The following is a 23,950-nucleotide window of genomic DNA, read 5'->3' on the forward strand; positions in this document are numbered from 1 at the left end:
CTTAATTTGTCTACCTATATCTATGTTACCCTCACCATAGCTACTCCCATATTTTCATCAAAGCCCAATATTGCACATTCGGTTATCAGCAGATATCTTATTGAAAATAATATCAATAATAAGGGATGTTAAAATGGGACTGTTAGACGGTTTACTCGGTAATGCTGCTGAGGTTGATTTACAGGAATTAGCCGAAGAATTAAGGCCTATTATGGGCATTCAAGAAGAATTAAAACTCGCCTACAAAGTGATCCGCGATTTGTTTATTTTCACCAATAAACGTTTGATCTTAATTGATAAGCAGGGGCTTACTGGCAAGAAGGTCACCTACCATTCCATACCGTATAAATCCATTACCCATTTTGAAGTGGAAACCACTGGCCATTTTGATTTAGATGCTGAGCTCAAAATCTGGATCTCAGGCCAGAGTGAGCCTTTAGTCAAAGAGCTTAAACGTGGTACGGATGTCGTTGGTATTCAAAAGACTATCGCCACTTTTGCACTTTAGTTTTAAGTGTTACTACTTAGATTTCCATTACTTCTATCGAGCTGGCGATTAAGGTAAGTAAGACAAATAAGGTAAGCCAAGTTAAATCAGGGCTTACCGCATTATCTATACTACCCTTCATATCTATTGGTACTGACATTATCCATATCAACTTGATTAATTTAACAATATCGCATTCGTGCTGGTGGTGTGCTCTATCGGCTCTCCTGCCATAGTGTAGGTTTCTGAGAGCTTGAGCTTACCTTGCTCATCATATTGATTGTGGATACCGACCCAGAATTGTTCTTCTCCTTGGATCTGTAAATTACCTTCTTCGGCAATGTGGCTATTGGGATGATAGCGCTTCATTGCATAAAGCTTACTTTCGTCGTCAAATTTTAAGTGGTAAGACAATATCGGCTCTTTGGCGTCGACATCCGCTGCGGCTTGAGCTTGTGCTTGTTTCGCTGTGGCATCGGCATTGGGGCTGTGATACTTGTTGCGGGACAAATATGCGCTATTGCTACTATGGCTAGCACTGTGTTTACTGTTATCTGAACGCTGGTTTAGCCCGTCATTTTCCCAATCAGCACGATCATAATCAAAGTCATCACCCTCGTCTTCGCTTGCATCATAGTCACTGATATCACAGTCATCATAGCCATAATGACGGGGCTCTGCGTCTTCCCATTCTGCTTCGTTATCTTCTTGAGTCGATAGATACTGATTAAAATCAAAGTAGTGACGGCTTTCTATAAGCTGGCCTTCTTCATCTAGCCAGACTTCGCGATACACTTGTCCTTGGGGCGTAAACCGTTGCCAATGGCCGACATCGAGGTAACGGCCATCGATAATTTGAATTGTGCCAGTTTCTAGAATTAAACCTTGAGGGGACAAGGATTTAGAGCTAAATAAATCCCCTTGAGTTCGTGTGAGCAACCAGCGAATGGCGCCATCTTCATAGTATTCGATGCGAGTATCGGCAATACCTTCTTGATAGTATTCCCTTTGATTATTCTCAAGATGATAGCCACAGCGGGTATTTGAGTGACTTTGATAGGATTCGAGAACCCCTTTTTTGTTATAAAAACTGGATTCTCTGAGGTAGCCTTGGCCGTCGCGCACTTCATACTCAGAGATAGTGCGTATCGTGCCATCTTGGTAAAACCAGCGGGCAGTGCCATCACGGTTGCCTTGGGTGTGCGGTAAATACATTTGAACTTGCTGGTTTTCGTAATATTCGATAAAGGGGGCTACCGAGAGGTTATTTTTATATTGGCCTTCAGCCGAGAGCACGCCACTTTTGTAGTAGCTTTTAAACAGGCCTTCCCTGAGTCCTTTCTCTAGGTACATTTCGAGAGACAGTTGGCCATTGTCATGGTACCAGTAGGCCATGCCTTGCTCTTTACCCTGTTCAAATGGGATTTTTGCCTCAAGCTGGCCATTGGCGTACCATTTTTCACGATTCCCCTGTGCGAGACCGTTGTCGAAGTTAAGTTGTAATGCGAGCTGGCCATTAGGGTGCCATTCTTGGCGAATACCATAGATAAGCCCCTGCGGATTAAATTGCTCACGCCATGACAATTGACCATTTTCAAAAAAGGTTTCAAAGCTCTTGCCCGCGTCATTGACGAGTATTTTTTGTTTGAGCTGGCCATTAGGATGAAACCATACCTCTTTAACTAAGTTGCCATGCTCGTGACTCAGTTCGGCCTGAAGGGCGCCACATTCATAGTACATATATTCAATGCCGTGGATTTTATTCGCCAGCATAGGTCGAGTCAGCCAGCGTTTGCCAGACTCATAATAGCGACTCAAGGTATTGACGTAGTTGCCATCACGATCAAGTTCAGCATCCTCTCTGACTTGCCCATTACTGTAATAGCGTTTGACTAATATGCCGTTCGTACTGCGTTCTTCACTCTGGGTTATGTTGCCCTCATGATCATACCAAGCTTGCTGTCCAAGTTGTTGATCATTAATAAAGTTACCTTCAAATAACAAGGTCCCCAGAGCGTCGAACTGGCGGGAAACGCCATGACGTTCACCAAAGTAGTTTGAGTCAACGGCTTCTGTGAGATTGGGCGTTTGGGTGACAATTCTGAGCATACCCGCGCCGTCTTCAGAATCGAGTTGATGATAAGTGCGATGTAGTTGGCCAGTTAAGCTGGCGTAATCTTGAATGTCGCCTTGTACTTTATAGTCTGCATCGAGCGTAAAGTGGCTTATTAACAGAGCATCTCGATTGTTAAGTTCAACCTGCCATAATGTGGTTTCCTGGTGGTTCTTTTGAGCTGTGATACTGCAGACTTTTTCTGTGCCGAGCCAAAAATGTTGCTCTGGAAACGGGAGTTGATTGCCCATTTCGAGGCGGTCAAATTCGGTATGATGAAATTCGCAGCATTCATTAGCATTTTCCCAGCCTAAGAGTTCTATTGCTTGGGGCGCATCGTAGTGATAGAGAGTTAAGTTGTGGTCGGCATTTTCTTCACAAGCGGTCGCGTCTGCCTTTGTCGCATAGATTTTTAAGCTGAAGTGACGCTGGAATAGCGGTACAGCGACTGACGGCGCCTGAGTTAGCGCTTGTTCTTGGCAGGCTACAGGTGATTCAGTTTGAAGCTGAATGTCTTTTGGATCGCGGCTAGTTTGGCTTGAGGGGAATAACTTGGCTTTGAGTGCGCGAAACAACGACATCAGGGGAAATCTCCATATCCATATGTAAAACAATAAGCTTATCTGAGGGATACTCATGGACCTTGAGTATTTCAGTGCGCATATCATAGCGGTTAATGGTTTCGTTTCTCAATGTTTGATTGTTAAAAATACTGTTTAATCAGCAGAGAGAGCGAATAAAAGCAGAGGAATAAACACAAAATGCTTGATAACTTTTTTGCAAAATTACCCACAGATTTATCGGCGGAAGTGTTTGAAAAACTGGCGGGTAATGACTCTGTGACCATAGAGCGCATCGTTTCTAATGGGCAAGCTACGCCTGACGGTAAATGGTACGATCAAACTCAGCATGAATGGGTGATGTTACTTAAAGGGGAGGCGACGCTTGAATTTGAACAAGGTAACCCCGTTACGCTAACCCCAGGTGATTACTTAACGATTGTGCCCCATCAAAAACACCGCGTCGCTTCGACTTCTAAAAGTTCAGAAACCCTATGGCTCGCGGTATTTTACGATTGATGAGGGCAATCGCGTTAACACCGCCGACTAACGATTCTGCCATAGCCAACTGGGCGTATTGAGCAGGTCTTGGCCTTGGATCTGCGTTTGGCCTAAGGTTTTGTCTAGGGCCAAGGTATTGCAGTGTTCAAATTGACTTAAAGCATTGATAAGCCTGTTGGCGTGGGACACCACCCATAGCTGGCAATCCTTAGACACCTTAGCGATTAAGCGGGCAAGTGCGGGCAATAAATCCGGATGCAGACTGGTTTCTGGCTCGTTTAACACCATAAGTTCTGGCGGTCTTGGGGTCAGTAGGGCGGCGATTAACAGCAAATAACGCAAGGTGCCGTCCGACAATTCACTGGCATTGAGTGGCCTTAATAAACCATGCTGATGAAATGCGAGCACTAAAATTCCGCCCGCTTGAGGTTCGATTCGAACCTTAGCACCGGGAAACGCATCGCTCACCGCATGATCGAAAGCGGTTTTATCACCAATCTCAAAAATGGTTTGAATTGCCGAGGCTAAATCACGGCCATCGTGGTGCAATACCGGCGTGGCCGTGCCTAATTGTGGTCGCCTTGCGGGGGCTTCGGTATCGGTTCTGAAGTGATCGTAAAAGCGCCACGCGCGGATACTGTCGCGAAGCTTGATCACTTCAGGGCTGCGCTCTGGATCGGCAAGCTCAGTAAAAATACTGTCGCCAGTTTGCAGGTGGGCGCCTAAGGTTATCCAGCCTTGCCCATCAGCGCTGCGGCTTTTCACCATAGGACCACGGCGCTCGACTAACACAGTGGAGGGGCGATACTTAGGTCCGTTCCAAATGGCTTCGCGCTTGATTTGTGGATCTAAGCCAAACAGCGTAGTGGCGTCGGGTTTGGGTAAACCGAGTTCAATAAGATAGCTAAAATCTTCGCCAGCAAACCCAAGCTTAAGGCGTTTTGGCGCTTGCCTGACGGTGGCTTCAATGGCGGTGTCGCCTGCTAACATGCCTTTGGTGAAGTTTTCTGGCCCCGCCCAAAAGCTGGAGTCGAGTCCGCCTTCTTGGGCTAAGGCGTTGACGACGCCGCCTTGCGCCGTTTGTGCCAGTAAACGTAGCGCCTTGTATAGATTCGATTTACCACTGCCATTTGCCCCTGTGATTAAATTGAGTTGCCCTAGGGGCAAGACGATTTCACGCAGAGAGCGATAATTGAAAATGGCGAGTGTGGTCAGCATAGAATATCCAAGACTGAAGCGGGCAGATAAGCCAGTAAAATTATCGACAACGTAAATTAAACAGAGCGATAAAACAATGGCGTTTACAATAGTACTTTATTGAGCACGCGTTGCCAGTTACCACCCATAAAACGGTCGCGATCGGTAGCTTTAAAGCGCGCCTTGGCTAAGGCATCATCGATACGGCTCATGCGATCGATATGATTTAGCTCAGGGATCACGACATGCCTTGGCTCTGCATCGAAACCTAGCACGCCTTTCGCCCTTAAGCTGTACCACCATTCTTGATATTCTTTAATGCCTTGGGCGTTGTCATTATTAAGAGCGAGCAAGTTTTCTTGGCCGCGCAGTGGGAAGTCGTTGGCGATTGCCACGCTATCTACACCGCCGACGCGCGATACGTATTCCAACTGGCGAATATAGTCATCGATCGTAGGCACAGCATTATTAGTGAGCCAGAAGCTCATCATAAATACGCCGAATACGCCGCCGCTATCGCCGATAGCGCGGATCACTTCATCTGGGGAACAACGGGCATGGTTTACTATGCCGCGCGCCGCGCCGTGACTCTGCACTATGGGAGATTTCGTGATTTTTGCGACATCTAAAGCGGTTTGAGCGCTGGAGTGACTCACATCGACCAAGATATTGGTGTGATTGAGTTTGGCGATAAGTTCGCGTCCGTGGGCGGTGAGCGGCCGATTGAGTCCGCCACTGGCATCATTATCTAAGGCGCCACCGGCAAAGGTATTGCCGTAATGATGGGTGAGTTGCAATACGCGTAGCCCTTGTTGATGAAACTCATCTACCCGCGCCCACTGGTTAGCTTCGCTGTCTTCTTCGACACAATCTGCGCCTTGGATTTGAAAGTATACCGCAGTGCGCTGGCTGTCGCGTGCACGTTGAATATCTCGCCCCCTCAGACCTTGCAGTAAAATATCGGGATGATCGCTCACCCGTTTAGCGGCCTGCTTAATGCTTTCCATGCAAGCTTTATAAGTGCGTTTGTAGTTTTGAGTGCCATCGGCTTGTTCTATGGTCTCAATAGCCGAAATATCGCAAAGATAGGCATCGAGCTTAGCGGCGGTTACATCACTTAAGTCATCGGGTAGGAAGGATAAACCATCGACATATATCCGCCTCTGTGCGGTGGCAAAGCTAGGTAAACTGGCGAGTGGGCTTAACAGGGTTGCTGCGCCAAGACCTTTAAGGAGTGTACGACGGTAGTGATTGACTGCCTTGATGGGCATGCTCGATTCCTATCAATAACGCAAATGTAACTTCTTTATACCTTTTTAGGGCGTAGAAGTCTTTGATTAAATCCCTTTTTTGGCCTTTTCCCCTAGGCTGGAGTGATGATGATTTATTGTTGCAGAGCTGTGTTCATTATCGTTTGTGCCAGTACTTTTGCCAGAAAATGAAACCCTAAGGTTATGATCATCGAGTGGCTTCAAGCATGGCTTTGGCGAGAGAGTTAAGGCCGTTGGTGCGTGATGGGCTGAGCTGACCTTCTAGTCCCAATTGTTTGAAGTAAGCTGTAGGATCAAATGCTTGGATCTCAGCGCGACTTTTGCCATGGCAGGCGCCAAGTAATAAGCCAATCAATCCCTTGACGATGCGGGCATCGCTGTCGGCTAAATAATAGTGTTTACCAGCCTGTTCGAGGTGATAAATCCACGCATCACTTTCACAACCTTTTACTTGAGCGGCTTCGACGCGAAGTTCTGGGCTTAAACTCGGTAAGTCTTTCCCTAGCAACATAATTTGGCGATATCTTTCCTGCCAGTTAGGTGCCTTGGTAAAACTTGCCAGCAAGGTCTCGGAATCTTGCACTGAATAGTGAAAATCGGTCTCGCTTGGCATAGGCATAGTCGAATCTGTCATAGGGCTAAATCCTGTCTCACTTATTTGAGCGTAACTTGTCTTGAGCGCATGAGTCGCGTGGTTCAGTGGCTAAATACCTGATCACAGCAGTAAGTCTTTTACCGAGGCCAACGCAGCAATAAAGCGGTCGATGTCGTCTTTATTGGTGTAGATACCGATAGAGGCGCGGCAACAGCCCTTAAGATTCAGACTCTGCATTAATGGCATGGCGCAGTGATGGCCGCAGCGCACGGCAATCCCTTGTTGATCCAGTAAAATACCTACATCTTGATGATGTTCATCGGCAAGATTAAAGGCGACGACGCCGATATTGTCATCAAAGGCGCCGTATAAATGCACTTCACCGAGCGCGCGCAATTGGCTTTGTAAATAGTTAACTAATTCAGCTTCATAAGCTTGAACCTGCGGTGTAAGCTCGGTTTGTAAAAATGTAATGGCCGCGCCTAAACCTATGACTTCGGCAATTGGTGGCGTGCCCGCTTCTAAGCGATTCGGTAGGCTGCCAAATTCTGTTACCTCAAAGCTCACACGTTTAATCATCTCGCCACCAGTTAATAGTGGCGCGATAGTATCTAACACGTCGAAACGGCCGTAAAGCACACCAACGCCAGTGGGACCATACATTTTATGCCCCGAAAAAACGTAAAAATCGCAATCGATTTCAGCCACATCCAGCGTTAAATGTGCCACTGCCTGCGCACCATCAACTAAGGTTATTGCACCTTGCTTCTTCGCTAACTGCACTAGCTGAGCCACTTGATTGACTGTGCCTAGGGCGTTGGAAACATGGCATAGGGCGACGATTTTTGGCTTTAACTCGAGCAAGGTTTTATAGGCGCTGAGATCTAAGCGGCAAGCTTGATCGAGAGGGATAGGCTCAATCACAGCGCCCGTGCGTTTCGCCAGCTCCTGCCAAGGTACGATATTGGCGTGGTGGGCGGCGGCGTCAATTAATATCACATCACCAGCGTTGACGTGTGCAGTGAGTCCAAAGGCGACTAAGTTGATTGATTCTGTGGTGCCGTGGGTAAAGATGATTTCTTCACGGCGTTCGGCCTTTAAAAATTGCTGCAGTTGATCGCGTACTTTTTCATAACTTAAGGTCGAGCGCGCCGATAACTGGTGCGCCGCGCGATGCACATTGGCATTGTCGTTAGCGTAAAACTGCGCCATAGCATCTAACACCATTTGCGGTTTCTGGCTGGTGGCTGCGGTGTCAAGATAACACAAGGGATAGCCATCAAGCATTTGATGTAACGCTGGGAATTGCGACCGGATCTGAGCATTTTGCTTTTCTGCCTCTGATGAGCAAAGTGTCACTGTGGTATCAGGCACAGCATTCGCCGAGGCATGGGATGTTTCAATGTCGGCCATTGTATTCGTTGCTGTGTGAGTCACAGTATTTGGCGTAGGTGATGCAGCTTGAGTCATGAATGAGGCTAAAGGCAAAGAAAAAGGCCAAGGGATCTTCTGTGATCTACCATGTTAATGCAAGTTTTAGCAGTTTGTTGAGGTGTAGGTATTGGAAGGCGGTATTGAGCGTCTAATTTCACCAACGTTTGTTCAAACTTCTGCCCTCTAGTATTTCGCGCGCCTTAAACAGGTTTTGACTTTCTAACGTATCATCGAGCTTAGCTATGATGCGATTTTTCTAATGTTTCAGTTTTTCTTTTAAATTCAGCTAATACTTTAGGCTCAATTCAACCACCCAAAGTGAAAACTGCGACTATTCTAAATGTGACGTCCTTTGATATCTGTGTTTGTTGGAGACCCGTTTTATGGTGCAGTTTTTAAAAGATTTACGGATTAAACATAAGATGATCGCCCTCGTTGGGGTGATGTTAGTGCTGATCCTGATTTTGTCTGGTTTTAGTCTGTTGAAGATGCAGCGAGTTTCTGAGGAAATCCAAGGCATTGCAAAGGAAAATATTCCATTAGTGAGATTATCAACCGACGTCACCATTAAGCAGCTCGAAAGCTCAGTGATTCTGGAGAAAGCATTTCGTGCCGCTGATGTTGACGCCGTATCCAGTCCACTCATTTTAGCGGCTTTTATTACGGATGTTATTCAGCACAATGAAGACATTAGCAAGGAGTTGCTCTCGACTCAAACCATGCTTGGAGAGGCATTAAAAAACGCTAACACTCCTCAAGTACGTGAGAAAACACAGCAGCTAAATCAAGATGTTGACACGATCATTTAACATTTTACAGCTTATAAAGCCCTGCTTGGCACCGTTATTTCGGGAATTCAGCAAAAAGAAGACCATACAGCTTTGGCTAAGCGGGTTGAATCCTTAGAGGTGGCGCAAAATGTGTTTAATGCTGAGCTAAGTCAATTCGTTGAGCGCTGATGACTCAAGCTGCAGTTTCTGTAACAGAGGAAGAAGAACTCAGGGCGATTTATGGTTTAACGATTATTTCTATCGTGTCTTTAGTCATTGGCTTATTGATAGGCATAGCTTGCAGTCAATACATGGTCAAATCTATCAATCGGTTACGTAATTCTGCCGCTAAGATGGAACAGGGTAACTTTAACCAAGAGCTGCGCGTCGACTCTAAGGATGAACTGGGCGAACTTACCGTCAGTATGAATCAAATGGCGTGGACCTTAAGTAAAACCGTCGGCCAAGTGATTGCTCGAAGTGAAGAAATTGCCTCTATGGTGACTGAGCTTAATGCGGTGGCCGAAAATAATCGTGAGGCCATGTTAAGGCAGCAAGATAATACCGACCAAGTCGCCGCCTCTATGACCCAAATGGCGGCAACGATCACTGAAGTGGCGAGTAGTGCCGAAACCGCTTCTTACTCAGCGGGACAAGCCGAGCATAAAGTGAAAGAAAGTTGCGAGGTTGTCGATGCGAGTGAAAAAATTTCCAAACAGTTAGTTACCAGCGCCCAGTATTCTAATCAACTTATTCAACAGGTTCAGGCGAGTACTGGAAAAATCCTCAATTTTGTCTCTGTAGTCGATGCGATAGCGGGGCAGACGAACTTGTTGGCCCTAAATGCATCGATTGAAGCGGCGCGGGCGGGAGATCAAGGTCGTGGGTTTGCTGTGGTCGCTGAAGAAGTGCGGGCGCTGGCAACTCGTAGCCAAACCGCCACGCAGGAGATCAGCGATCTTATCCAAACACTTGTGAAAGATGCTAAGTCCTCAGTCGATTCCTTTGCCAATAACGATAAGCAAATCAGTGAATCGTCACTGCTTGTTAATCAAGCCAAGCAGCACCTATTTGAGATTTTAGATGCCTTAACTGAATTGACTCAGGCCAATGCTCAGGTCGCGACCGCAAGCGAGCAGCAAGCCGTCACCGCTGAGGATATCAGTGAGCGTATTAATGAGATTCGAGATTCAGGGGAATTGGTACTTGGCAGCGCCAATGAAACTGCAAAAGCCAGTGAGTCATTGTCTCAGCAGGCCAATTCACTAAGGGAAACCATGCAGCAGTTTAAGGTACGCGCTGTTTAATTGAAAAATAAAAGCGAAGTCTAGGACTTCGCTTTGGGCTTAACTTATTGTCTTTTACAACTCCTGTTTTTAGAAGTTATAGGTGACACCTAACATAAAGTTGCGTCCCATCAGTGGGGCGTAATCTTTGAGTAACGAGGTGTGTGGCCGCGCGTCTTGGTCGAGTAGATTTGTGCCTTTGACATAGAACAGCATGTCACCCGCAGAAGTGTATAAACGGTAGGTGACGGCGGCATTCACTAGCGCATAGCCTGCTGTTTCGGTTTCATTTTCGGCCGTATCCGTTTGTTTGGCATAGCCAATCGCGCCGACTTCAGCGTGCCATTGTTGTTGGTCAAAGTTTAAAGTTGAACCGATACGCATGGGCGAAATGAGTGGCAAGTTACCACCATCGACCAGCTTGCCACGGGTGTAATCGCTGAACATATCCAATGACCAAATATCGTTAAACGGGATGCTGGCTTGGGCCTCGAGGGAATAAAGCTCGGCATCGCCTTGGGTGTATTGGTAAACCGGTAAATTACCTTCAGCATCGCCGTTGACTATATCAGAGGCGATTAAACCCGTATTTTTCTCGTAATAGAAATTATTGACTCGGTTGTAGGCCATGCTCAATGAGCCTGTCCACGCACCCTCTAATTTGCGCAGGGTTAAGTCGATATTATTGGCCACCTCTTTATCGTTATTGCCACTATTAGTGATGATTTGACCATTTTCAATGCTGAACTGCGAACCAAGCTCGAAACTTTGGGTGGCATCGTGGGGACCATAGCTGTAAAGCTCTTCGGCGGTGGCCGAACGTTGGGCGCGGGTGAGCGATAGTCCTAAGTTATAGGCTGGATCTAAGTCCCACACCATGCCCGCCGATACGGTGAGATCATTATCGACTAGGTCTTCGGCTTGGTAGGTTTGTTCGCCATTTAGTGTGTCTAACGTCATGCTGTCTGGCGCTAAGCGGTAATGCTCTAAGCGGCCGCCAAGCTCGAAGCGAAAATCTCCGACCTTACGTTCTTGCACGATAAAGGCGGCTAAGGTATCGGTTTTGCTGTCTGGTGTCAGCGCTTCTTCGCCTTCAACGGCAAAATCACGGTGTACAGCATGCAGCCCCATAGTGCCTTGCCACTCACCCCAAGGACGATTGTTAAGGCTTAAGCGCGCTTCACTTTGCTTGTTAAAGAAAGTCGTGCCGGCAACCCCATCTTCTTCCTCAGCATGTTGATAATCGGTATATCCCGCATCAAAACGCAGTTTACTGAAGCCGGCAAATGGATCTAACAAACCACTGTGCAACTGCCATGCGGTTTTCTTTAAATCTATGGTGATATCGGGTGCATCGGCTTCGCCGCGGCCGGGAATACCGTAATTCGATTCAGTACGCGTGCCGGACACGCTGACAAATCCCGTGTCACCCGTATAGCCAACCCCCGCGGCATAGTCGTCGAGTTTTTGATTACTATTCGCCAGTTTTCCATGGGTTTCGGGCAGATTGGCAATGGCATTTCCCGGAATATCGACATCATCGGTAATGCGGTGGGTGCCATCTACATGCCAATTGAACTGACCATTGCCGCCATCGATATCACCGTTAAAGGTGCGGCCATTGCTGGCCGTGTCGTAGCGAGTGCCAAATTGCCCCGACAGCTCATCGACTGGGCTCTCGTGGTAGCGTTTATCCACCACATTGACCACGCCGCCAATGGCGCCGTTCCCGTAAAGCAATGTACCTGGGCCGCGCAGGATCTCAATTTGCTGCGCCGAGGCGGCTTCCGCTGTTACCGCGTGATCGGCCGATACCGTTGATGCGTCACCAACAGACAGGCCATTTTCAAGCACTTGCACTCGAGGACCACCCATGCCGCGAATGATGGGGCGACTCGCCCCCGCACCAAAGTGAGAGGCTTGTACGCCGGGCAGTTTTTCTAAGGTGTCACCTAGCGTCGGCTCGATATTGAGCTTGAGTTGATCTTCGGTCAGTACACTTATTGGCGTTGTGCTTTCGAGCGCAGAGCGGGCGAGCGGCGATGCGGTCACGACAATGTTTTCCATCGCCGTTTTTGTCAGTGAAATATCCTGCGTCATCGCGCCAGTGGTTATCTGCAAATCCCTATCAACATGCTTAAAATCGGCATCGTTAATGTGGAGATGGATATGACTATTGTCGGCGACAGCTAACTGATACTGGCCCTGTGGATTTGTGCTTGTACTCGTCCCACCGTCGATACTGACAAGGGCGCCAGCGATAGGTGCGCCTTGCAGATCGGTCACTTGACCTTGTAATTGAGCGGCCATAACCGGTGAACACACGCCAGCCACTGCTAGCGCTATTGAAGATAGTGCAAGTTTCATTGTGCCTTTCCTTTAGATAAGCAAAAAATAGATTTTTTTAAATGATTGAATTTGCTTAAGACAGTAAGGGCGGTGCACGCACGTTGAAGTGACGTAACCAAGGTAAACTCGGTTGTTGATAAGGTTTCTGCGGGATGCTTTCAGCTTGCTGCAATCCCATCGGCGGCATAAGCACAGACGATGGACCTGCATTTTGCTCATGACCAAAATCGCACAGGAAACAGTGGGCATGCTCATGTTCTAAACTGTGTTCAGCAGAATGCGGCAGCGCAACCGATTGGATGACAATCAGCCACACGCCGAGTAGTAGCCAAAGCCACTTTCTGTGAGTTGGGGAACTTGAGTGAGTCATTATTCTTCTATGGGTCAGATTTATCTTAGCGTCGCACCAGTCGTCGAGCGCGAGATACAGTTGATCCTAATTTGTGACCCGACCCTACTTGAATTGTCAGTATTGGGTCTAGTTAACCTTTGTTAATAAAGAATGTTTAATCGGTTTCGATGATGGGATAATTTAATCTATTAAATTGTTTTTATTATTGATTTTAATCATTTCAATTTATGTGGATTGACGAAGATGAAGGTTTTAATACCTTAGTTACATCCTCAATCGATTCAGCTGATAAGCGTATTGGGTGCGAAGTTTCCCCTCGCTTAGGTTCACTTCCTTGCGCTTTGCTGACTGTTCTTGCTATCTGACGATATTTTCGTCGCAAAAATGCAACGGGTTGTGCAGTGGCGGATAAAAAGACTAACAAACTGTTGTACTATGTAGCGCTAAATAACGACTAGAAATGTGGATTAAATGGGCATGCGTATTCTTTGGTTTTTTGTGTTAACGCTCAGCATGCTTTCCGGTACCGCTGCCGCATCGGATATTGCAAGCAGTGTCAACGGAGGCACCAATCGCCTAGCCGATGGCGGTGATTTTGAACTGGGTATGAGTGTTTACGGGATCAATCAAATTGATGTTCGGCAAACCGATTCTGGCACTGCGCAATTGTCGCTGTTGGTCAGTGGCATGTATCAATACAAAGGCATGTTTGTTGAGATGATCCACCAATCTCAGGATGGGGTTAATCTTGGGGTTAATCTTTGGAGTTCAGAGGATTGGTCCTTTGATCTGTTACTGGCGAACTTACAAGGTTCATGGTCTCGCCCAGATGTGGATCCCAGCACACTCGATGAAGCTGGCCGCAATGCTTATCTGCTATCGGAAGATTCGCTCTATATTGGCGCAGGTTTTCGTGCGACGCGTTATTGGGGCGATAACTACGTTTTCCAGTACAGATTAGTGTCTGATTATTATGATGATCAAGGTATTCAGAGTTCTGCCAGATTGGGTAAGTCTTGGCAGGTACGTAATTGGAACTTTCACGTTTTGGGAAGCGTAGGCTATTCATCAGCCACCTTGAATCGCTATCTTTTTGGTGTCAGTAAAGAAGAAGCGACCGAACGCTTTCCCGAATATCACCCGAGCAGTTCTTTTAGCTACGGCATGGAGCTCGGTGTTGCCTATCCGCTGAGTGAAAATTTTGTCTTCCGGGCCATGTATCGCTTCAATGTATTATCCAAAGAAGTGACGGACAGTCCCTTTAATCAAGCCGGATATGCATCGTTTTTTAATGCCTCTATCAGCTATGTGTTTTAGGAGCGTGGGCATGAAGCGATTTTATTTATGGCTAGTGTTACTGAACGCGCCTTTTTTTGCTTGGGGTCAGGACGATTCGGTGATTTTTACTGCGACGCCTGAGCGCTGCATTGCGCTCCATAAGGGGCAAACTTGCTATCAAGATGTGTTGTTTCGATGGCAAACACCGACGAGTGGCGAGTATTGCCTCATACTGACTGACCGCCAGCACCAGCTAATCTGCTGGAGCGGCAAAGCCATGCAAGAATATCAATATAGTTTTGAAGGCGATAAAACGGCGACCTTTAGTTTGATCCGTAATGATGATGTGCAACCACTGGCGCAGGTCAAAGTGGTGGTGACTTGGGTTTATAAGGCCCCTAAACAGAGTCAGTCAGGTTGGAGGTTATTCTAATATGTCAGTTGAAAAGCACATCTTAGTGGTCGAAGACGATATCTCGCTGGCAGAGTGGATCAGTGACTATTTACTGGACCACGGTTACGAAGTCACGGTTGCCAGCCAAGGCGATTTTGCCTTAGAGATGATAGCCGAAGAGATACCTGACTTAGTGTTACTCGACGTAATGTTACCCGTTAAGAATGGTTTCGATGTCTGTAAGGAAGCGAGAGCATTTTATGCTGGGCCGATTCTCTTTATGACGGCTTGTGTTGAGGATGGGGATGAGATCCGCGGATTAGATGTCGGGGCAGATGATTACCTGACAAAGCCGATCCGGCCACAGGTGTTGTTAGCGCGGATAAAAGCCCTGTTACGCCGTGTGGGTGATGAGGAGCAAAAACAGCAATTAGTTTTTGATTCGCTGGTGCTCAATGCCACGGCAAAATCGGTCACTATCGATAAACAGCCGCTGGATTTGAATGCCAATGAGTTCGATGTGTTGTGGCTTCTGGCATTGAAGGCGGGCACGATAGTGAGTCGTAATGAACTGGTGGCTCAGCTGCGGGGCATTGAATACGACGGCCTAGATCGCTCAGTTGATATTCGCATATCGCGTTTACGCAAGAAATTACAGGAAGCGTTGAGTCAGCCCTATAAAGTAAAAACCATCCGTGGCAAGGGATACCTGTTTTGCCGCGACGAAGGTGAGCAAGCTTTATGAAGAAGTTGATGACTTCTCTGGTGCTGGTAGTGCTGGTGGCCATTGCCAGCCTAGGCTGGTCGATAAGCGAGTTTGCCAGTCTGCTAGATCCTGATAATGACACGCAAACCCCAGCCACTCATCTTGCGGCATTAAAACTGCTGGGCGGCACACTGGCGCAAACGCTCGATAACGATAGCGTTAACAATCACAGTTTTATCGCAAACTGGAACCAGCTAAATTCAGAGCAATTGTCTTTAGCGAGTGAAGCCGATTTCGTTTTACCCTCAGATCTAAAAACCGCGTTTTATGCGGGAGAATCGCTGCTGCTGGAGTCCGATGACGGTATCTCCTTGCATTATTTACTGCCGAAAACGGGGCAGGTATTGAACATCAATACCGATATTGTCACGCCCACCGATGGCAACTTTGACTTGAATAAGCTGTATACCATGCTTTTTTATGGTGGTGTGGTGCTGATATTGTTGGTGTGGGTGTCGCCCTTGATCCGTCAGTTGGTTAATCTCAGTCAGGCGACCCAAGCGTTTGGCATGGGGGAGTTGCAGCAGAGAATTCCTGTTAGAAAAACGTCTTACATAGGCACTATTGAAATCGAATTCAACCGCATGGCGGATCGTATTCAGCAATTGATCGATGATAACAAACTGCTCAGTCGAGCGGTTTCTCACGATTTAAAAACTCCGATCGCACGGCTAAGATTCGGCATTGAGGCGCTGGAAGAAACCCAAAACGAACAGCTTAGAGTGAAGTATTTCCAGCGCTTGAACCGCGATCTAGACACTATGGAAGACTTGGTGATGACGCTGCTGAGTTATGCCCGCCTCGATGAAGCGAATATTCAGCCCGATTGGCAGTCGATTGAACTCAATGCTTGGCTACTCGAAAAGTATCAAGGCCAAGTGTACCCCGATTTTTCAGTTGAACTGGTTTCCTATCCCACAGCACTTAAGATCAAGACAGACCCTAAGTACTTATCAATGCAGGTGAATAATTTGCTCAATAATGCGCTGCGTTTTGGTAAGGCAAAGATTCGGCTGACGTTGGCAGTCGAGGAGGGCGCGACCTGGTTACACGTTGACGATGACGGTCCAGGCATAGATGAACTGGAGTCTGCGCAGGTGATTAAGCCTTTTGTGCGTGGTCAGCACAGCCGTGGAAATTCCGGGCATGGCATGGGGTTGGCGATTGTCGACAGAATTGGTTGTTGGATGAATTCCCCATTACGTATTGGACGTTCTCCTGAGCTCGGTGGCGCTCGCATGTCACTAAAATTCAAGGCTGAAATTTAACGCTGAGTTTAAGGCTGAAGTTTCGGACTGGAGATTTAGACCGGAATTTAAGGCTGAATTTTAAAGCAGAGTTTAAGGCAAGAGTTTAAGACTGGATTTTAACGCTGCATAACCATCAGGCAAAGCGAGCAATGTCACTATGTAGCGATAAAACAGCACCAGCCTAGGAGCTAGGCTGGTGCTGTTTCAATGAGCAATTAACCTTTCACATCGACATTGTTAAGTATGTAATCCGTGTCGTAGATACGTGAGTTTGTATTTTCGGGTTTGCTATGTAAACCTGTGACTTCGACCATGACAGAAGTTTCTTGATTCATCGTCGAACTCCCCCACAAAATGTCGTTACTGCTGTTTTTTCCTACCCCAAACTGGCCCACTGCGTCACGATCGGTTTGTTCGCGAGTGAAAGTGAAGTAGCTATAACCAGCCTGTTTGCATAACTCAGCCGATTTACGCATGACGTACTTTCGGGCCAATGCGCGGTCAGTGTTGGTATTGCCAACAAAGCTTATCTGCCAGCTATCGGGTGCAATCTGTGCGGTTTCAAAGCCTTTACCGAAAGACCAAAATTGCTTTTCGGTATCGTAGGAAGTGGCGCAAGCTGAAAGCATCAAGGCTAATCCAGCACATAAAAACGTTTTTTTGATCGATGTCATGGTCTTGTCTCGTCAGGTTAGTTAGAAGCTATAGCTCACGCCAAGAGTAGTAACCCACTGGTTGCTACTGTCGATTAGCGGAGAGTCAGCCATGTTGGCAGCTATGTGCGAGTAACCAGTGGCTTGAGTAATGTCTAAATGCTTAGTGACTGGAATAACCAAAGCGTAACCCAGCTTATAGGCAAAGGTGCCGTCGGCTTGATAAGCAGGGCGCTGCGCAGTGGCTTCAGATGACGTCACACCTGTGTAGTAGTTTGCGAAGTCTTTACTGAAATAGTGCACACCCGCATAAGGCACCAGATCCCCAAAGCCTAGATTTATTGGATGGTAGTAGGTGATATCAGCTTGAAAACCATCATAAACATTTGTCACATCGTGTTGGAATTTGGTTGATAACGTGCCTGTGCCTAAATGAATGTCGGCGTTTAAACCCAGATCGCCACTGAATTTGCGATCCTTCATGCCCGTTAAAATATCGGCGTCATTGGCATCAAAGCCAGGATTGGCAACCACAAAAATGCTGAAGTTAACGGCACTGTCGTTGGTGCCTAAAAAGCGGTAGTTGATACCGGACAGATCGGCGTTGAAATCCTCACCGTGGTAGCCGCCATTGAGATAGATACCTGTTTGGTGATCTTGACCCTTATAAAACTGACTGCCAGTAGCAACACCTGCGCCAGCAAAGAACTGATCTTGATGACTATAGATATTACCGTTACGAATGTAGGTATTGCTTTCAGCAAGCGCGTGGCTCGACATCAAAACACTTGTGATTACAAAGCAAAGTTTTTTCATTTTTTGATCCTTAAGACATCTGTCTAGTGACTGTGGCGCCACTATATTTCAGTTCTTAACAGGACTCTGTATCCGAATGTAACCTGAAGCATTTTGCCGGAGGACCGTCGAAGGGTATCGGGCTGAGTATGCTGCTGTGAGTTTAACGGGAGTAATACGATAGCTTTGTGTTTGGTCAGTACAAGAGAGTTTGGGTCAGATGGTTTGCCGTTAACCTAAAGCGAGGTGCGACAAGGAGGCGGTATTTAGAATGGGAAAGCGGCGTTGAGCTGAATGAAATCAATAGCATCAGGGGGATTGGCCTGATGCTATTGATTATTCAAACGACTTGCCGGCTAAGCCTAGGGGCTGAGATTCGGGGGCTAAGGGCAAGGTAATCTGAATTTATCGGACAGTTGGTTTAATCGCACTAATAGCTCGGGCGATAGTGTGACTTTCAGGCTGTCGATATTTTCTTTAAGTTGATATAAGTCCGTGGCGCCAATGATATTTGAGCCAACAAACTGACGCGAGTTAACAAAAGCTAACGCCATTTGTGCGGGCGAGAGTTTGAACTCGCGGGCCAAATCGACGTAGGCTTGTGTGGCCTCGAGTGCCAGTTGCGAGCCTGTGTAACGGGCGAAACGCTTAAACAAGGTCAGGCGCGCACCTTCGGGCCATTGGTCGTTGCAATATTTTCCGGTTAGGGCACCAAAGGCTAAGGGCGAGTAAGCGAGCAACGGCAACTCTTCACGGTGGCTGATTTCGCTCATGCCGACTTCGAAGCTGCGATTGAGCAAGTTATAAGGGTTTTGCACACTCACAATACGCGGCAGGCCATGTTTTTCGGCGAGTTGCAGGTACTTCATCAAGCCCCAAGGCGTTTCGTTCGACACACCGATATAGCGCACTTTACCTTGGCGAATGACTTCGGCGAGGGCTTCTAGGGTTTCGAGGATCGGGGTTTGATGTTCTTGATCCTGTTGATCGTAAAACAGTTCACCAAAGAAGTTTGTATTTCGGTCGGGCCAATGGATTTGATAAAGATCGATAGTGTCGATTTGGAGGCGTGCTAAGGAGGCATCGACCGCTTGGTGGATATTGTTCCAGTCCAGCGCCATATTCTTGCGAATATAATCACTCTTACCACCCGGTGCGGCAATTTTAGTGGCAATCACTAGGTCGTCACGGTTGCCGTGTGCCTTGATATATTGCCCCAGAATACGCTCGGTTTCCCCTTGGGTTTCGGGCTTAGGTGGGACGGGATACATTTCTGCCGTATCGATAAAGTTGATGCCATTTCCTATGGCGTAGTCCAGCTGTGCAAATGCTTCTGCTTGGGTATTTTGTTCGCCCCAAGTCATAGTGCCCAAACAGATTTTGCTGACCTCGAGATTAGAATGCGGTATGCGTCTGTATTCCATCTATTTCTCCTACGAAAACTCTCTTAGTTTGAGGCTACCAAGCTTTTGCTGTAAAGCAAAGGTTAAACCATAGGTTGAAATGTTAGTGCGCTAAAAATAGCCAGCCCGCTAAACGGTATTGCGCCCTGTTGAGGCATGTTATTGGTTGAAGTTTGTTCTCTGAGTCGCGCTTTTAACGGTTTTATCGCTTTGCTGCACTGAGATGGGGATTTTGGCTTATTTTTGTAAACCTTAGGTATGACTAAATCAGTAATAACGTATTTATGAATAAATTGTTATAAAACTACATTTATAGATCGCGGCGAGTTTGGAAGTGAACCTATGTCACAAAACGGCGTAAATTTATGTATCTAACTTACGAATTTGCGGCGGAATGTGACGCCAATATCGGAAACTGGGTTAACAAATCTCTACCCTGAATTTATCTAAAAATTTTTCATGGTTGATATTTGTGATGGCAGATTTTTCAAACCAAATTGTAACGATCAAAAAAGGCCTCGACTTGCCGATTGCTGGCGAGCCGCGACAGGTCATTGAACTCGGTGCTAAGCCATCCCAAGTGGCTGTTCTGGGTGAAGAATTCGTTGGGCTTAAGCCGACGATGTTGGTCGAAGAGGGCGATTGGGTTCAAAAGGGCCAAGCCCTGTTTGAAGATAAAAAAACACCGGGCGTGTTGTTCACTGCACCCGCTAGTGGCCAAGTCGTGGCGATTAACCGCGGCGAGCGCCGAATTCTACAATCGGTTGTCATTCGTTGTGATGACGGCGAAAACCGCGATGGACAGATTTCCTTCGAGATCCATCAAGACATCGCCGCTTTAGCAAGGTCAACCGTTCAGGCGCAATTAGTGAAAAGCGGTCTATGGACTGCACTGCGTACGCGGCCTTTCTCGCGCGTGCCTGCGCTCGATAGCACGCCCGCAGGGATTTTTGTTACCGCAATTGATACTAATCCACTGGCCGCCGATCCGCGTTTGATCATCGCCGAGCAAACCGAGGCTTTTAAAGCTGGCTTGCTGGTGTTGAGCCGCTTAACCGAGGGCAAGGTTTACCTGTGTCAGGATAAGGGCGAAGCGATTGTGAAAGAGGCATTGCCGCAACTTGAGCTGCGCCGCTTTGATGGGGTTCATCCAGCTGGTTTAGTCGGCACTCATATTCACTTTACTTTACCCGTGAGTTTAGAGCGTCAGGTATGGCATATCGGCTATCAAGACGTGATTGCCTACGGCAAGTTATTCCAAACCGGTGAGTTATATACCGACCGCATCGTCGCCTTAGGTGGCCCGAGCGTGCTAAATCCGCGTTTACTGCGCACTCAGTTGGGCGCCGAGTTAAGTCCCTTAGTCAGTGATGACATCAAACCCGGCCAAAACCGTGTGGTATCGGGCTCTGTGTTATCTGGCCATACCGCGGTTGGTGTGCATGACTTTTTAGGCCGATTCCACAACCAAGTGTCAGTGCTGAGCGAAGATGCGCAGCACCATGTACTTTCTTGGGTACGGGGTGGCTCGGATAAATTCTCTATTACCCGCGCAGTGACATCACGTTTGTTTGGTGCCACTAAGCTGTTCGAATTCACTACCCATCAGGGCGGTTCAGCCCGCGCTATGATGGCCTTTGGTCAGCTAGATCGCGTGATGCCACTGGATATTTTACCCACCTTGCTCGTTCGAGACTTAGTGGTGCGAGATACCGATGAGGCGCAGGCCTTAGGTGCATTGGAGTTAGATGAAGAAGATCTGGCGCTGTGTACTTTTGTGTGTCCCGGCAAATATGACTTTGGTAAAGAATTACGTGCCTGTCTAGATGTTATCGAGAGGGAAGGTTAATGACTAAGCAAGTTAAAAAACCTGATTCACAGCAAGCTACTGATTTACAGGAAGAATACTACGCAACGGGTAAGTCGATGAAGGGCTTTTTGCGTTCACTCGTCATTGCCAGTGGCCACAGCACTAAGGGTAAAGTGCATGTGCGTGACGCGATTGACGTGAAACGTACCATGACGCTAGTCGGTTTGTGTTTACTGCCCGCCATTTTATTCGGTCTATATAACATTGGCCTACAGGCACAACTTGCGCTTGCGGGCGGCTTATCGACCCCAGATATTTGGAAGTTAGAAATCTTTAATACCCTGTTTGGCGGCCTTAGCCAAGACACTGGGATATTAGGTTTATTCCTCTATGGCCTTAGTTTTTATCTGCCGATTTACCTGACAGCGCTGCTCACCAGTTTGTTCTGGGAAGTGGTATTTGCGCGGGTTCGCGGCCAAGAGTTGCACGAAGGTTTCTTCGTGACGGCGCTGCTGTTTACCTTAATCTTGCCAGTATCGACACCGCTATGGCTGGTGGCCATGGGGATTTCCTTCGGTGTGGTTGTGGCTAAAGAGCTGTTTGGCGGTATGGGATATAACTTCCTTAACCCTGCGCTGGCGGGCTTGGCTTTTATCTACTTTGCCTATCCCTCTGAAGTTGCAACCATTAAACAGCTGGTTGCCGTTGATGGTTTCTCTGGTGCGACTGCACTGGCACAAACCGCAGCGGGCAAGCTGAGCTTTGCCGATTACGCTTGGTTTAGCGCCTTTAGCGACCCTAACTGGTGGAACAACTTTTTTGGCTTCACCGTGGGCGCAATTGGTGAAACCAGCACCTTAGCGATTTTGATCGGTGGTTCATTACTGCTGATCAGCCGCTTAGCCGACTGGCGCATTGTGCTCGGTGTGTTGCTGGGCATGATAGCGACTGCAACGCTGTGTAATTACATCGGTTCTAGCAGTAATGACATGATGGCAATGCCGTGGACTTGGCATCTGGTCACTGGCGGTTTTGCGCTGGCGATGATGTTTATGGCCACCGATCCTGTGACCACTTCCTACACTCGCCAAGGCAAATTTGCCTACGGTGCCTTGATTGGTTTTATGACAGTGCTTATCCGTGTCGCTAACCCCAAAATGCCTGAGGGCGTGATGTTAGCCATTCTGTTCGCCAACCTTTGGGCGCCGCTGTTCGATTATCTGGTGGCCCGCGCCAACATCAAACGGAGATTAAAACGTCATGGTCTTTAAGAAAGATACTGTGGTGGGGACCATGATCTTCACCATCACGCTCTGCCTCCTGTGCTCGTTTATGATCACAGGCACAGCAGGCATATTGAAAGAACGTAAAGTCGCCAAAAAACGTGACGAAGTGAAGCGTTATGTGTTGATGGCAGCCGATGTGAACTTAGGTCAGGAATCTGATTTTAGAGAGATTTTCGCTAAATCGGTTAAGCCATTATTGATCAACCTAGACACAGGTAAGGTGGACTCAGACGCTAACGTGCTCGATTTCGATGAGCGTATGGCGGCGATTAATCCTGAGACCTCTAGCGCCCCTAAAAAGGACATCGCCAAGATTAAAACCCGTGCGAACGATGCCCGCGTATTTAAAGTGCTTGATGCCGATGGCAAGTTAGACAGTGTGGTTGTGCCTTTCTACGGTAAAGGTCTGTGGTCGATGATCTACGGCTATGTGGCGGTTGAACCCGATTTCAACACCATTAAAGGGCTAGTGGTGTACGAGCACGGTGAAACCCCAGGTATCGGCGACTTTGTGACGGATCCCAATTGGTTATCGCTGTGGAAGGGTAAGCAATTATTTGATGAAAAGGGCAAATTTGCTATGCGCCTCGTTAAAGGCGGCGCTAAAGAAGGCGATGTCCACGGTGTCGATGCTGTGAGTGGCGCGACCATGACAGGCCGCGGCGTGCAGCGCGCAATGGAGTTTTGGTTTGGGGTTGAGGGTTTTCAAACCTTCTTCAATCAGCTGAAAGCGACGGCCGCGCAGGGTGAATTGCAAGGTGAGTTGGGAGAGGCAAAATGAGCAACACTTTATCCATGCGTGACATGTTAACGGGGCCAGTGTTTGCCAATAACCCCGTCGCGATGCAAGTGCTGGGCGTATGTTCGGCGCTGGCGGTCAGTAACTCAATGCAAACCGCTGTAGTGATGACGCTCGCAGTGACCTTTGTGTTGGTGTTTTCTAACCTGATTATCTCTGCCATCCGTAACTTTATCCCAACCAGTGTGCGCATTATCGCGCAGATGACGGTTATCGCCTCCTTGGTGATTATCGTCGACATGGTACTGCAGGATGTGGCTTATGAGTTATCTAAGCAACTTTCTGTATTCGTTGGGTTAATTATTACTAACTGTATCATCATGGGCCGTGCAGAAGCCTTCGCCATGAAGTATCCACCGCATTTAGCGGTCGTCGATGCGCTCGGTAATGCGACAGGTTATGGCTTGATTTTGATCAGCGTTGCCTTTGTACGCGAGCTGTTAGGGACAGGTAATTTATTCGGTCATAGCGTGTTCACCACCATTGAAAATGGCGGTTGGTACTTGCCAAACGAGATGTTCAAGTTACCACCGAGCGCCTTCTTCCTGATTGGTGTGCTGATCTGGACTATCAATGTGATCCAGCGGAAACGGGGTTAAGG

The 23,950-nt window shown here is 47.6% G+C and carries 20 protein-coding genes and 1 pseudogene; 11 read left to right on the forward strand and 10 right to left on the reverse strand.

Features of this window, described 5'->3' with window-relative positions:
* Window positions 1-133: 133 nt before the first annotated feature.
* Window positions 134-508 (forward strand): PH domain-containing protein, encoded by a 375-nt coding sequence (locus Q4Q52_RS03925; protein ID WP_106651556.1) that lies wholly within the window; start codon window positions 134-136, stop codon window positions 506-508.
* 156 nt (window positions 509-664) lie between these two features.
* Here the strand turns inward: Q4Q52_RS03925 and Q4Q52_RS03930 are convergent, their stop codons facing one another.
* Window positions 665-3,181, reverse strand: a complete 2,517-nt coding sequence (locus Q4Q52_RS03930) for a toxin-antitoxin system YwqK family antitoxin (RefSeq protein ID WP_311989881.1) — start codon at window positions 3,179-3,181, stop codon at window positions 665-667.
* Between the two features lie 180 nt (window positions 3,182-3,361).
* Here Q4Q52_RS03930 and Q4Q52_RS03935 point away from each other — a divergent pair, with 180 nt between their 5' ends.
* The gene (locus Q4Q52_RS03935) at window positions 3,362-3,679 is read left to right on the forward strand and encodes a cupin domain-containing protein (RefSeq protein ID WP_311989882.1); all 318 of its coding nucleotides are present in this window, start codon (window positions 3,362-3,364) and stop codon (window positions 3,677-3,679) included.
* A 27-nt stretch (window positions 3,680-3,706) separates the two neighbouring features.
* On the opposite strand, the gene Q4Q52_RS03940 is transcribed toward Q4Q52_RS03935, so the two are convergent.
* The 4 genes from Q4Q52_RS03940 to Q4Q52_RS03955 form a co-directional block, all read right to left on the reverse strand.
* Window positions 3,707-4,879, reverse strand: a complete 1,173-nt coding sequence (locus Q4Q52_RS03940) for an AAA family ATPase (RefSeq protein ID WP_311989883.1) — start codon at window positions 4,877-4,879, stop codon at window positions 3,707-3,709.
* An 83-nt stretch (window positions 4,880-4,962) separates the two neighbouring features.
* On the reverse strand, window positions 4,963-6,129 hold the full coding sequence (locus tag Q4Q52_RS03945; protein ID WP_311989884.1) for a membrane dipeptidase: 1,167 nt from the start codon (window positions 6,127-6,129) through the stop codon (window positions 4,963-4,965).
* A gap of 187 nt (window positions 6,130-6,316) precedes the next feature.
* Window positions 6,317-6,763: a SufE family protein gene (locus tag Q4Q52_RS03950; protein WP_311989885.1), complete on the reverse strand. Its 447-nt coding sequence runs from the start codon at window positions 6,761-6,763 to the stop codon at window positions 6,317-6,319.
* Between the two features lie 81 nt (window positions 6,764-6,844).
* A complete protein-coding gene (locus Q4Q52_RS03955) occupies window positions 6,845-8,194 on the reverse strand; it encodes a cysteine desulfurase (protein WP_261272250.1) in 1,350 nt (449 codons plus the stop codon).
* Between the two features lie 347 nt (window positions 8,195-8,541).
* On the opposite strand from Q4Q52_RS03955, the pseudogene Q4Q52_RS03960 reads away from it, so the two are divergent.
* Window positions 8,542-10,235, forward strand: a pseudogene (locus tag Q4Q52_RS03960) (methyl-accepting chemotaxis protein).
* Window positions 10,236-10,304: 69 nt separating this feature from the next.
* On the opposite strand, the gene Q4Q52_RS03965 reads toward Q4Q52_RS03960, so the two are convergent.
* On the reverse strand, window positions 10,305-12,581 hold the full coding sequence (locus Q4Q52_RS03965; protein ID WP_311989886.1) for a TonB-dependent receptor: 2,277 nt from the start codon (window positions 12,579-12,581) through the stop codon (window positions 10,305-10,307).
* A gap of 55 nt (window positions 12,582-12,636) precedes the next feature.
* Window positions 12,637-12,933, reverse strand: coding sequence for a hypothetical protein (locus Q4Q52_RS03970; RefSeq protein ID WP_311989887.1), 297 nt, complete (start codon window positions 12,931-12,933; stop codon window positions 12,637-12,639).
* 459 nt (window positions 12,934-13,392) lie between these two features.
* Between Q4Q52_RS03970 and Q4Q52_RS03975 the strand changes: the two genes are divergently transcribed.
* The 4 genes from Q4Q52_RS03975 to Q4Q52_RS03990 are packed head-to-tail and all read left to right on the forward strand — an operon-like array spanning window position 13,393 to window position 16,621.
* Window positions 13,393-14,232, forward strand: coding sequence for a MipA/OmpV family protein (locus tag Q4Q52_RS03975; protein ID WP_311989888.1), 840 nt, complete (start codon window positions 13,393-13,395; stop codon window positions 14,230-14,232).
* Window positions 14,233-14,242: 10 nt separating this feature from the next.
* On the forward strand, window positions 14,243-14,626 hold the full coding sequence (locus tag Q4Q52_RS03980) for a DUF3019 domain-containing protein (protein ID WP_006080305.1): 384 nt from the start codon (window positions 14,243-14,245) through the stop codon (window positions 14,624-14,626).
* A gap of 1 nt (window position 14,627) precedes the next feature.
* Complete coding sequence (locus tag Q4Q52_RS03985) at window positions 14,628-15,332, forward strand: response regulator transcription factor (protein WP_006080306.1); 705 nt, start codon at window positions 14,628-14,630, stop codon at window positions 15,330-15,332.
* A complete protein-coding gene (locus Q4Q52_RS03990) occupies window positions 15,329-16,621 on the forward strand; it encodes an ATP-binding protein (protein ID WP_311989889.1) in 1,293 nt (430 codons plus the stop codon). The genes Q4Q52_RS03985 and Q4Q52_RS03990 overlap by 4 nt, the downstream gene beginning before the upstream one ends.
* Window positions 16,622-16,818: 197 nt before the next feature.
* Here the strand turns inward: Q4Q52_RS03990 and Q4Q52_RS03995 are convergent, their stop codons facing one another.
* The 3 genes from Q4Q52_RS03995 to Q4Q52_RS04005 all read right to left on the reverse strand — a co-directional run bounded on the left by Q4Q52_RS03995 (window position 16,819) and on the right by Q4Q52_RS04005 (window position 19,475).
* Window positions 16,819-17,277 carry a CC0125/CC1285 family lipoprotein gene (locus tag Q4Q52_RS03995; protein ID WP_006080308.1) on the reverse strand — a complete coding sequence of 153 codons (459 nt, stop codon included), beginning with the start codon at window positions 17,275-17,277 and terminating at the stop codon, window positions 16,819-16,821.
* 21 nt (window positions 17,278-17,298) lie between these two features.
* Window positions 17,299-18,072 carry an outer membrane protein OmpV gene (gene ompV / locus Q4Q52_RS04000; protein ID WP_012090121.1) on the reverse strand — a complete coding sequence of 258 codons (774 nt, stop codon included), beginning with the start codon at window positions 18,070-18,072 and terminating at the stop codon, window positions 17,299-17,301.
* A 362-nt stretch (window positions 18,073-18,434) separates the two neighbouring features.
* Window positions 18,435-19,475, reverse strand: coding sequence for an NADP(H)-dependent aldo-keto reductase (locus Q4Q52_RS04005; protein ID WP_311989890.1), 1,041 nt, complete (start codon window positions 19,473-19,475; stop codon window positions 18,435-18,437).
* 454 nt (window positions 19,476-19,929) lie between these two features.
* On the opposite strand from Q4Q52_RS04005, the gene Q4Q52_RS04010 reads away from it, so the two are divergent.
* Genes Q4Q52_RS04010 through Q4Q52_RS04025 form a run of 4 tightly spaced genes read left to right on the forward strand, consistent with a single transcriptional unit; the run spans window position 19,930 to window position 23,948 of the window.
* A complete protein-coding gene (locus Q4Q52_RS04010) occupies window positions 19,930-21,303 on the forward strand; it encodes a Na(+)-translocating NADH-quinone reductase subunit A (protein ID WP_259508160.1) in 1,374 nt (457 codons plus the stop codon).
* Entirely contained in the window at window positions 21,303-22,535 is a 1,233-nt protein-coding gene (locus Q4Q52_RS04015; protein WP_311989891.1) for an NADH:ubiquinone reductase (Na(+)-transporting) subunit B, read from the forward strand. Before Q4Q52_RS04010 ends, Q4Q52_RS04015 begins: the two co-directional genes overlap by 1 nt.
* Window positions 22,525-23,331, forward strand: a complete 807-nt coding sequence (locus tag Q4Q52_RS04020) for a Na(+)-translocating NADH-quinone reductase subunit C (protein ID WP_311989892.1) — start codon at window positions 22,525-22,527, stop codon at window positions 23,329-23,331. Before Q4Q52_RS04015 ends, Q4Q52_RS04020 begins: the two co-directional genes overlap by 11 nt.
* The gene (locus tag Q4Q52_RS04025; RefSeq protein ID WP_006080314.1) at window positions 23,328-23,948 is read left to right on the forward strand and encodes an NADH:ubiquinone reductase (Na(+)-transporting) subunit D; all 621 of its coding nucleotides are present in this window, start codon (window positions 23,328-23,330) and stop codon (window positions 23,946-23,948) included. The genes Q4Q52_RS04020 and Q4Q52_RS04025 overlap by 4 nt, the downstream gene beginning before the upstream one ends.
* Window positions 23,949-23,950 lie beyond the last annotated feature (2 nt).

Origin of the sequence: Shewanella sp. SP1S2-4 (assembly GCF_031932075.1) — a bacterium.
GTDB classification, from domain to species: domain Bacteria; phylum Pseudomonadota; class Gammaproteobacteria; order Enterobacterales; family Shewanellaceae; genus Shewanella; species Shewanella baltica.

What these genes read in the sequence shown, in the direction of transcription:
- Q4Q52_RS03980 (WP_006080305.1), top strand. Translation starts at nt 14,243, where the DNA reads ATGAAGCGATTTTATTTATGGCTAGTGTTACTGAACGCGCCTTTTTTT.
- ompV (WP_012090121.1), bottom strand. Translation starts at nt 18,072, where the DNA reads ATGAAAAAACTTTGCTTTGTAATCACAAGTGTTTTGATGTCGAGCCAC.
- Q4Q52_RS03950 (WP_311989885.1), bottom strand. Translation starts at nt 6,763, where the DNA reads ATGACAGATTCGACTATGCCTATGCCAAGCGAGACCGATTTTCACTAT.
- Q4Q52_RS04020 (WP_311989892.1), top strand. Translation starts at nt 22,525, where the DNA reads ATGGTCTTTAAGAAAGATACTGTGGTGGGGACCATGATCTTCACCATC.
- Q4Q52_RS03930 (WP_311989881.1), bottom strand. Translation starts at nt 3,181, where the DNA reads ATGTCGTTGTTTCGCGCACTCAAAGCCAAGTTATTCCCCTCAAGCCAA.
- Q4Q52_RS03940 (WP_311989883.1), bottom strand. Translation starts at nt 4,879, where the DNA reads ATGCTGACCACACTCGCCATTTTCAATTATCGCTCTCTGCGTGAAATC.
- Q4Q52_RS03955 (WP_261272250.1), bottom strand. Translation starts at nt 8,194, where the DNA reads ATGACTCAAGCTGCATCACCTACGCCAAATACTGTGACTCACACAGCA.
- Q4Q52_RS03975 (WP_311989888.1), top strand. Translation starts at nt 13,393, where the DNA reads ATGCGTATTCTTTGGTTTTTTGTGTTAACGCTCAGCATGCTTTCCGGT.
- Q4Q52_RS03995 (WP_006080308.1), bottom strand. Translation starts at nt 17,277, where the DNA reads ATGACATCGATCAAAAAAACGTTTTTATGTGCTGGATTAGCCTTGATG.
- Q4Q52_RS04015 (WP_311989891.1), top strand. Translation starts at nt 21,303, where the DNA reads ATGACTAAGCAAGTTAAAAAACCTGATTCACAGCAAGCTACTGATTTA.
- Q4Q52_RS03985 (WP_006080306.1), top strand. Translation starts at nt 14,628, where the DNA reads ATGTCAGTTGAAAAGCACATCTTAGTGGTCGAAGACGATATCTCGCTG.
- Q4Q52_RS03990 (WP_311989889.1), top strand. Translation starts at nt 15,329, where the DNA reads ATGAAGAAGTTGATGACTTCTCTGGTGCTGGTAGTGCTGGTGGCCATT.
- Q4Q52_RS04025 (WP_006080314.1), top strand. Translation starts at nt 23,328, where the DNA reads ATGAGCAACACTTTATCCATGCGTGACATGTTAACGGGGCCAGTGTTT.
- Q4Q52_RS03935 (WP_311989882.1), top strand. Translation starts at nt 3,362, where the DNA reads ATGCTTGATAACTTTTTTGCAAAATTACCCACAGATTTATCGGCGGAA.
- Q4Q52_RS03925 (WP_106651556.1), top strand. Translation starts at nt 134, where the DNA reads ATGGGACTGTTAGACGGTTTACTCGGTAATGCTGCTGAGGTTGATTTA.
- Q4Q52_RS03965 (WP_311989886.1), bottom strand. Translation starts at nt 12,581, where the DNA reads ATGAAACTTGCACTATCTTCAATAGCGCTAGCAGTGGCTGGCGTGTGT.
- Q4Q52_RS04005 (WP_311989890.1), bottom strand. Translation starts at nt 19,475, where the DNA reads ATGGAATACAGACGCATACCGCATTCTAATCTCGAGGTCAGCAAAATC.
- Q4Q52_RS03945 (WP_311989884.1), bottom strand. Translation starts at nt 6,129, where the DNA reads ATGCCCATCAAGGCAGTCAATCACTACCGTCGTACACTCCTTAAAGGT.
- Q4Q52_RS04010 (WP_259508160.1), top strand. Translation starts at nt 19,930, where the DNA reads ATGGCAGATTTTTCAAACCAAATTGTAACGATCAAAAAAGGCCTCGAC.
- Q4Q52_RS03970 (WP_311989887.1), bottom strand. Translation starts at nt 12,933, where the DNA reads ATGACTCACTCAAGTTCCCCAACTCACAGAAAGTGGCTTTGGCTACTA.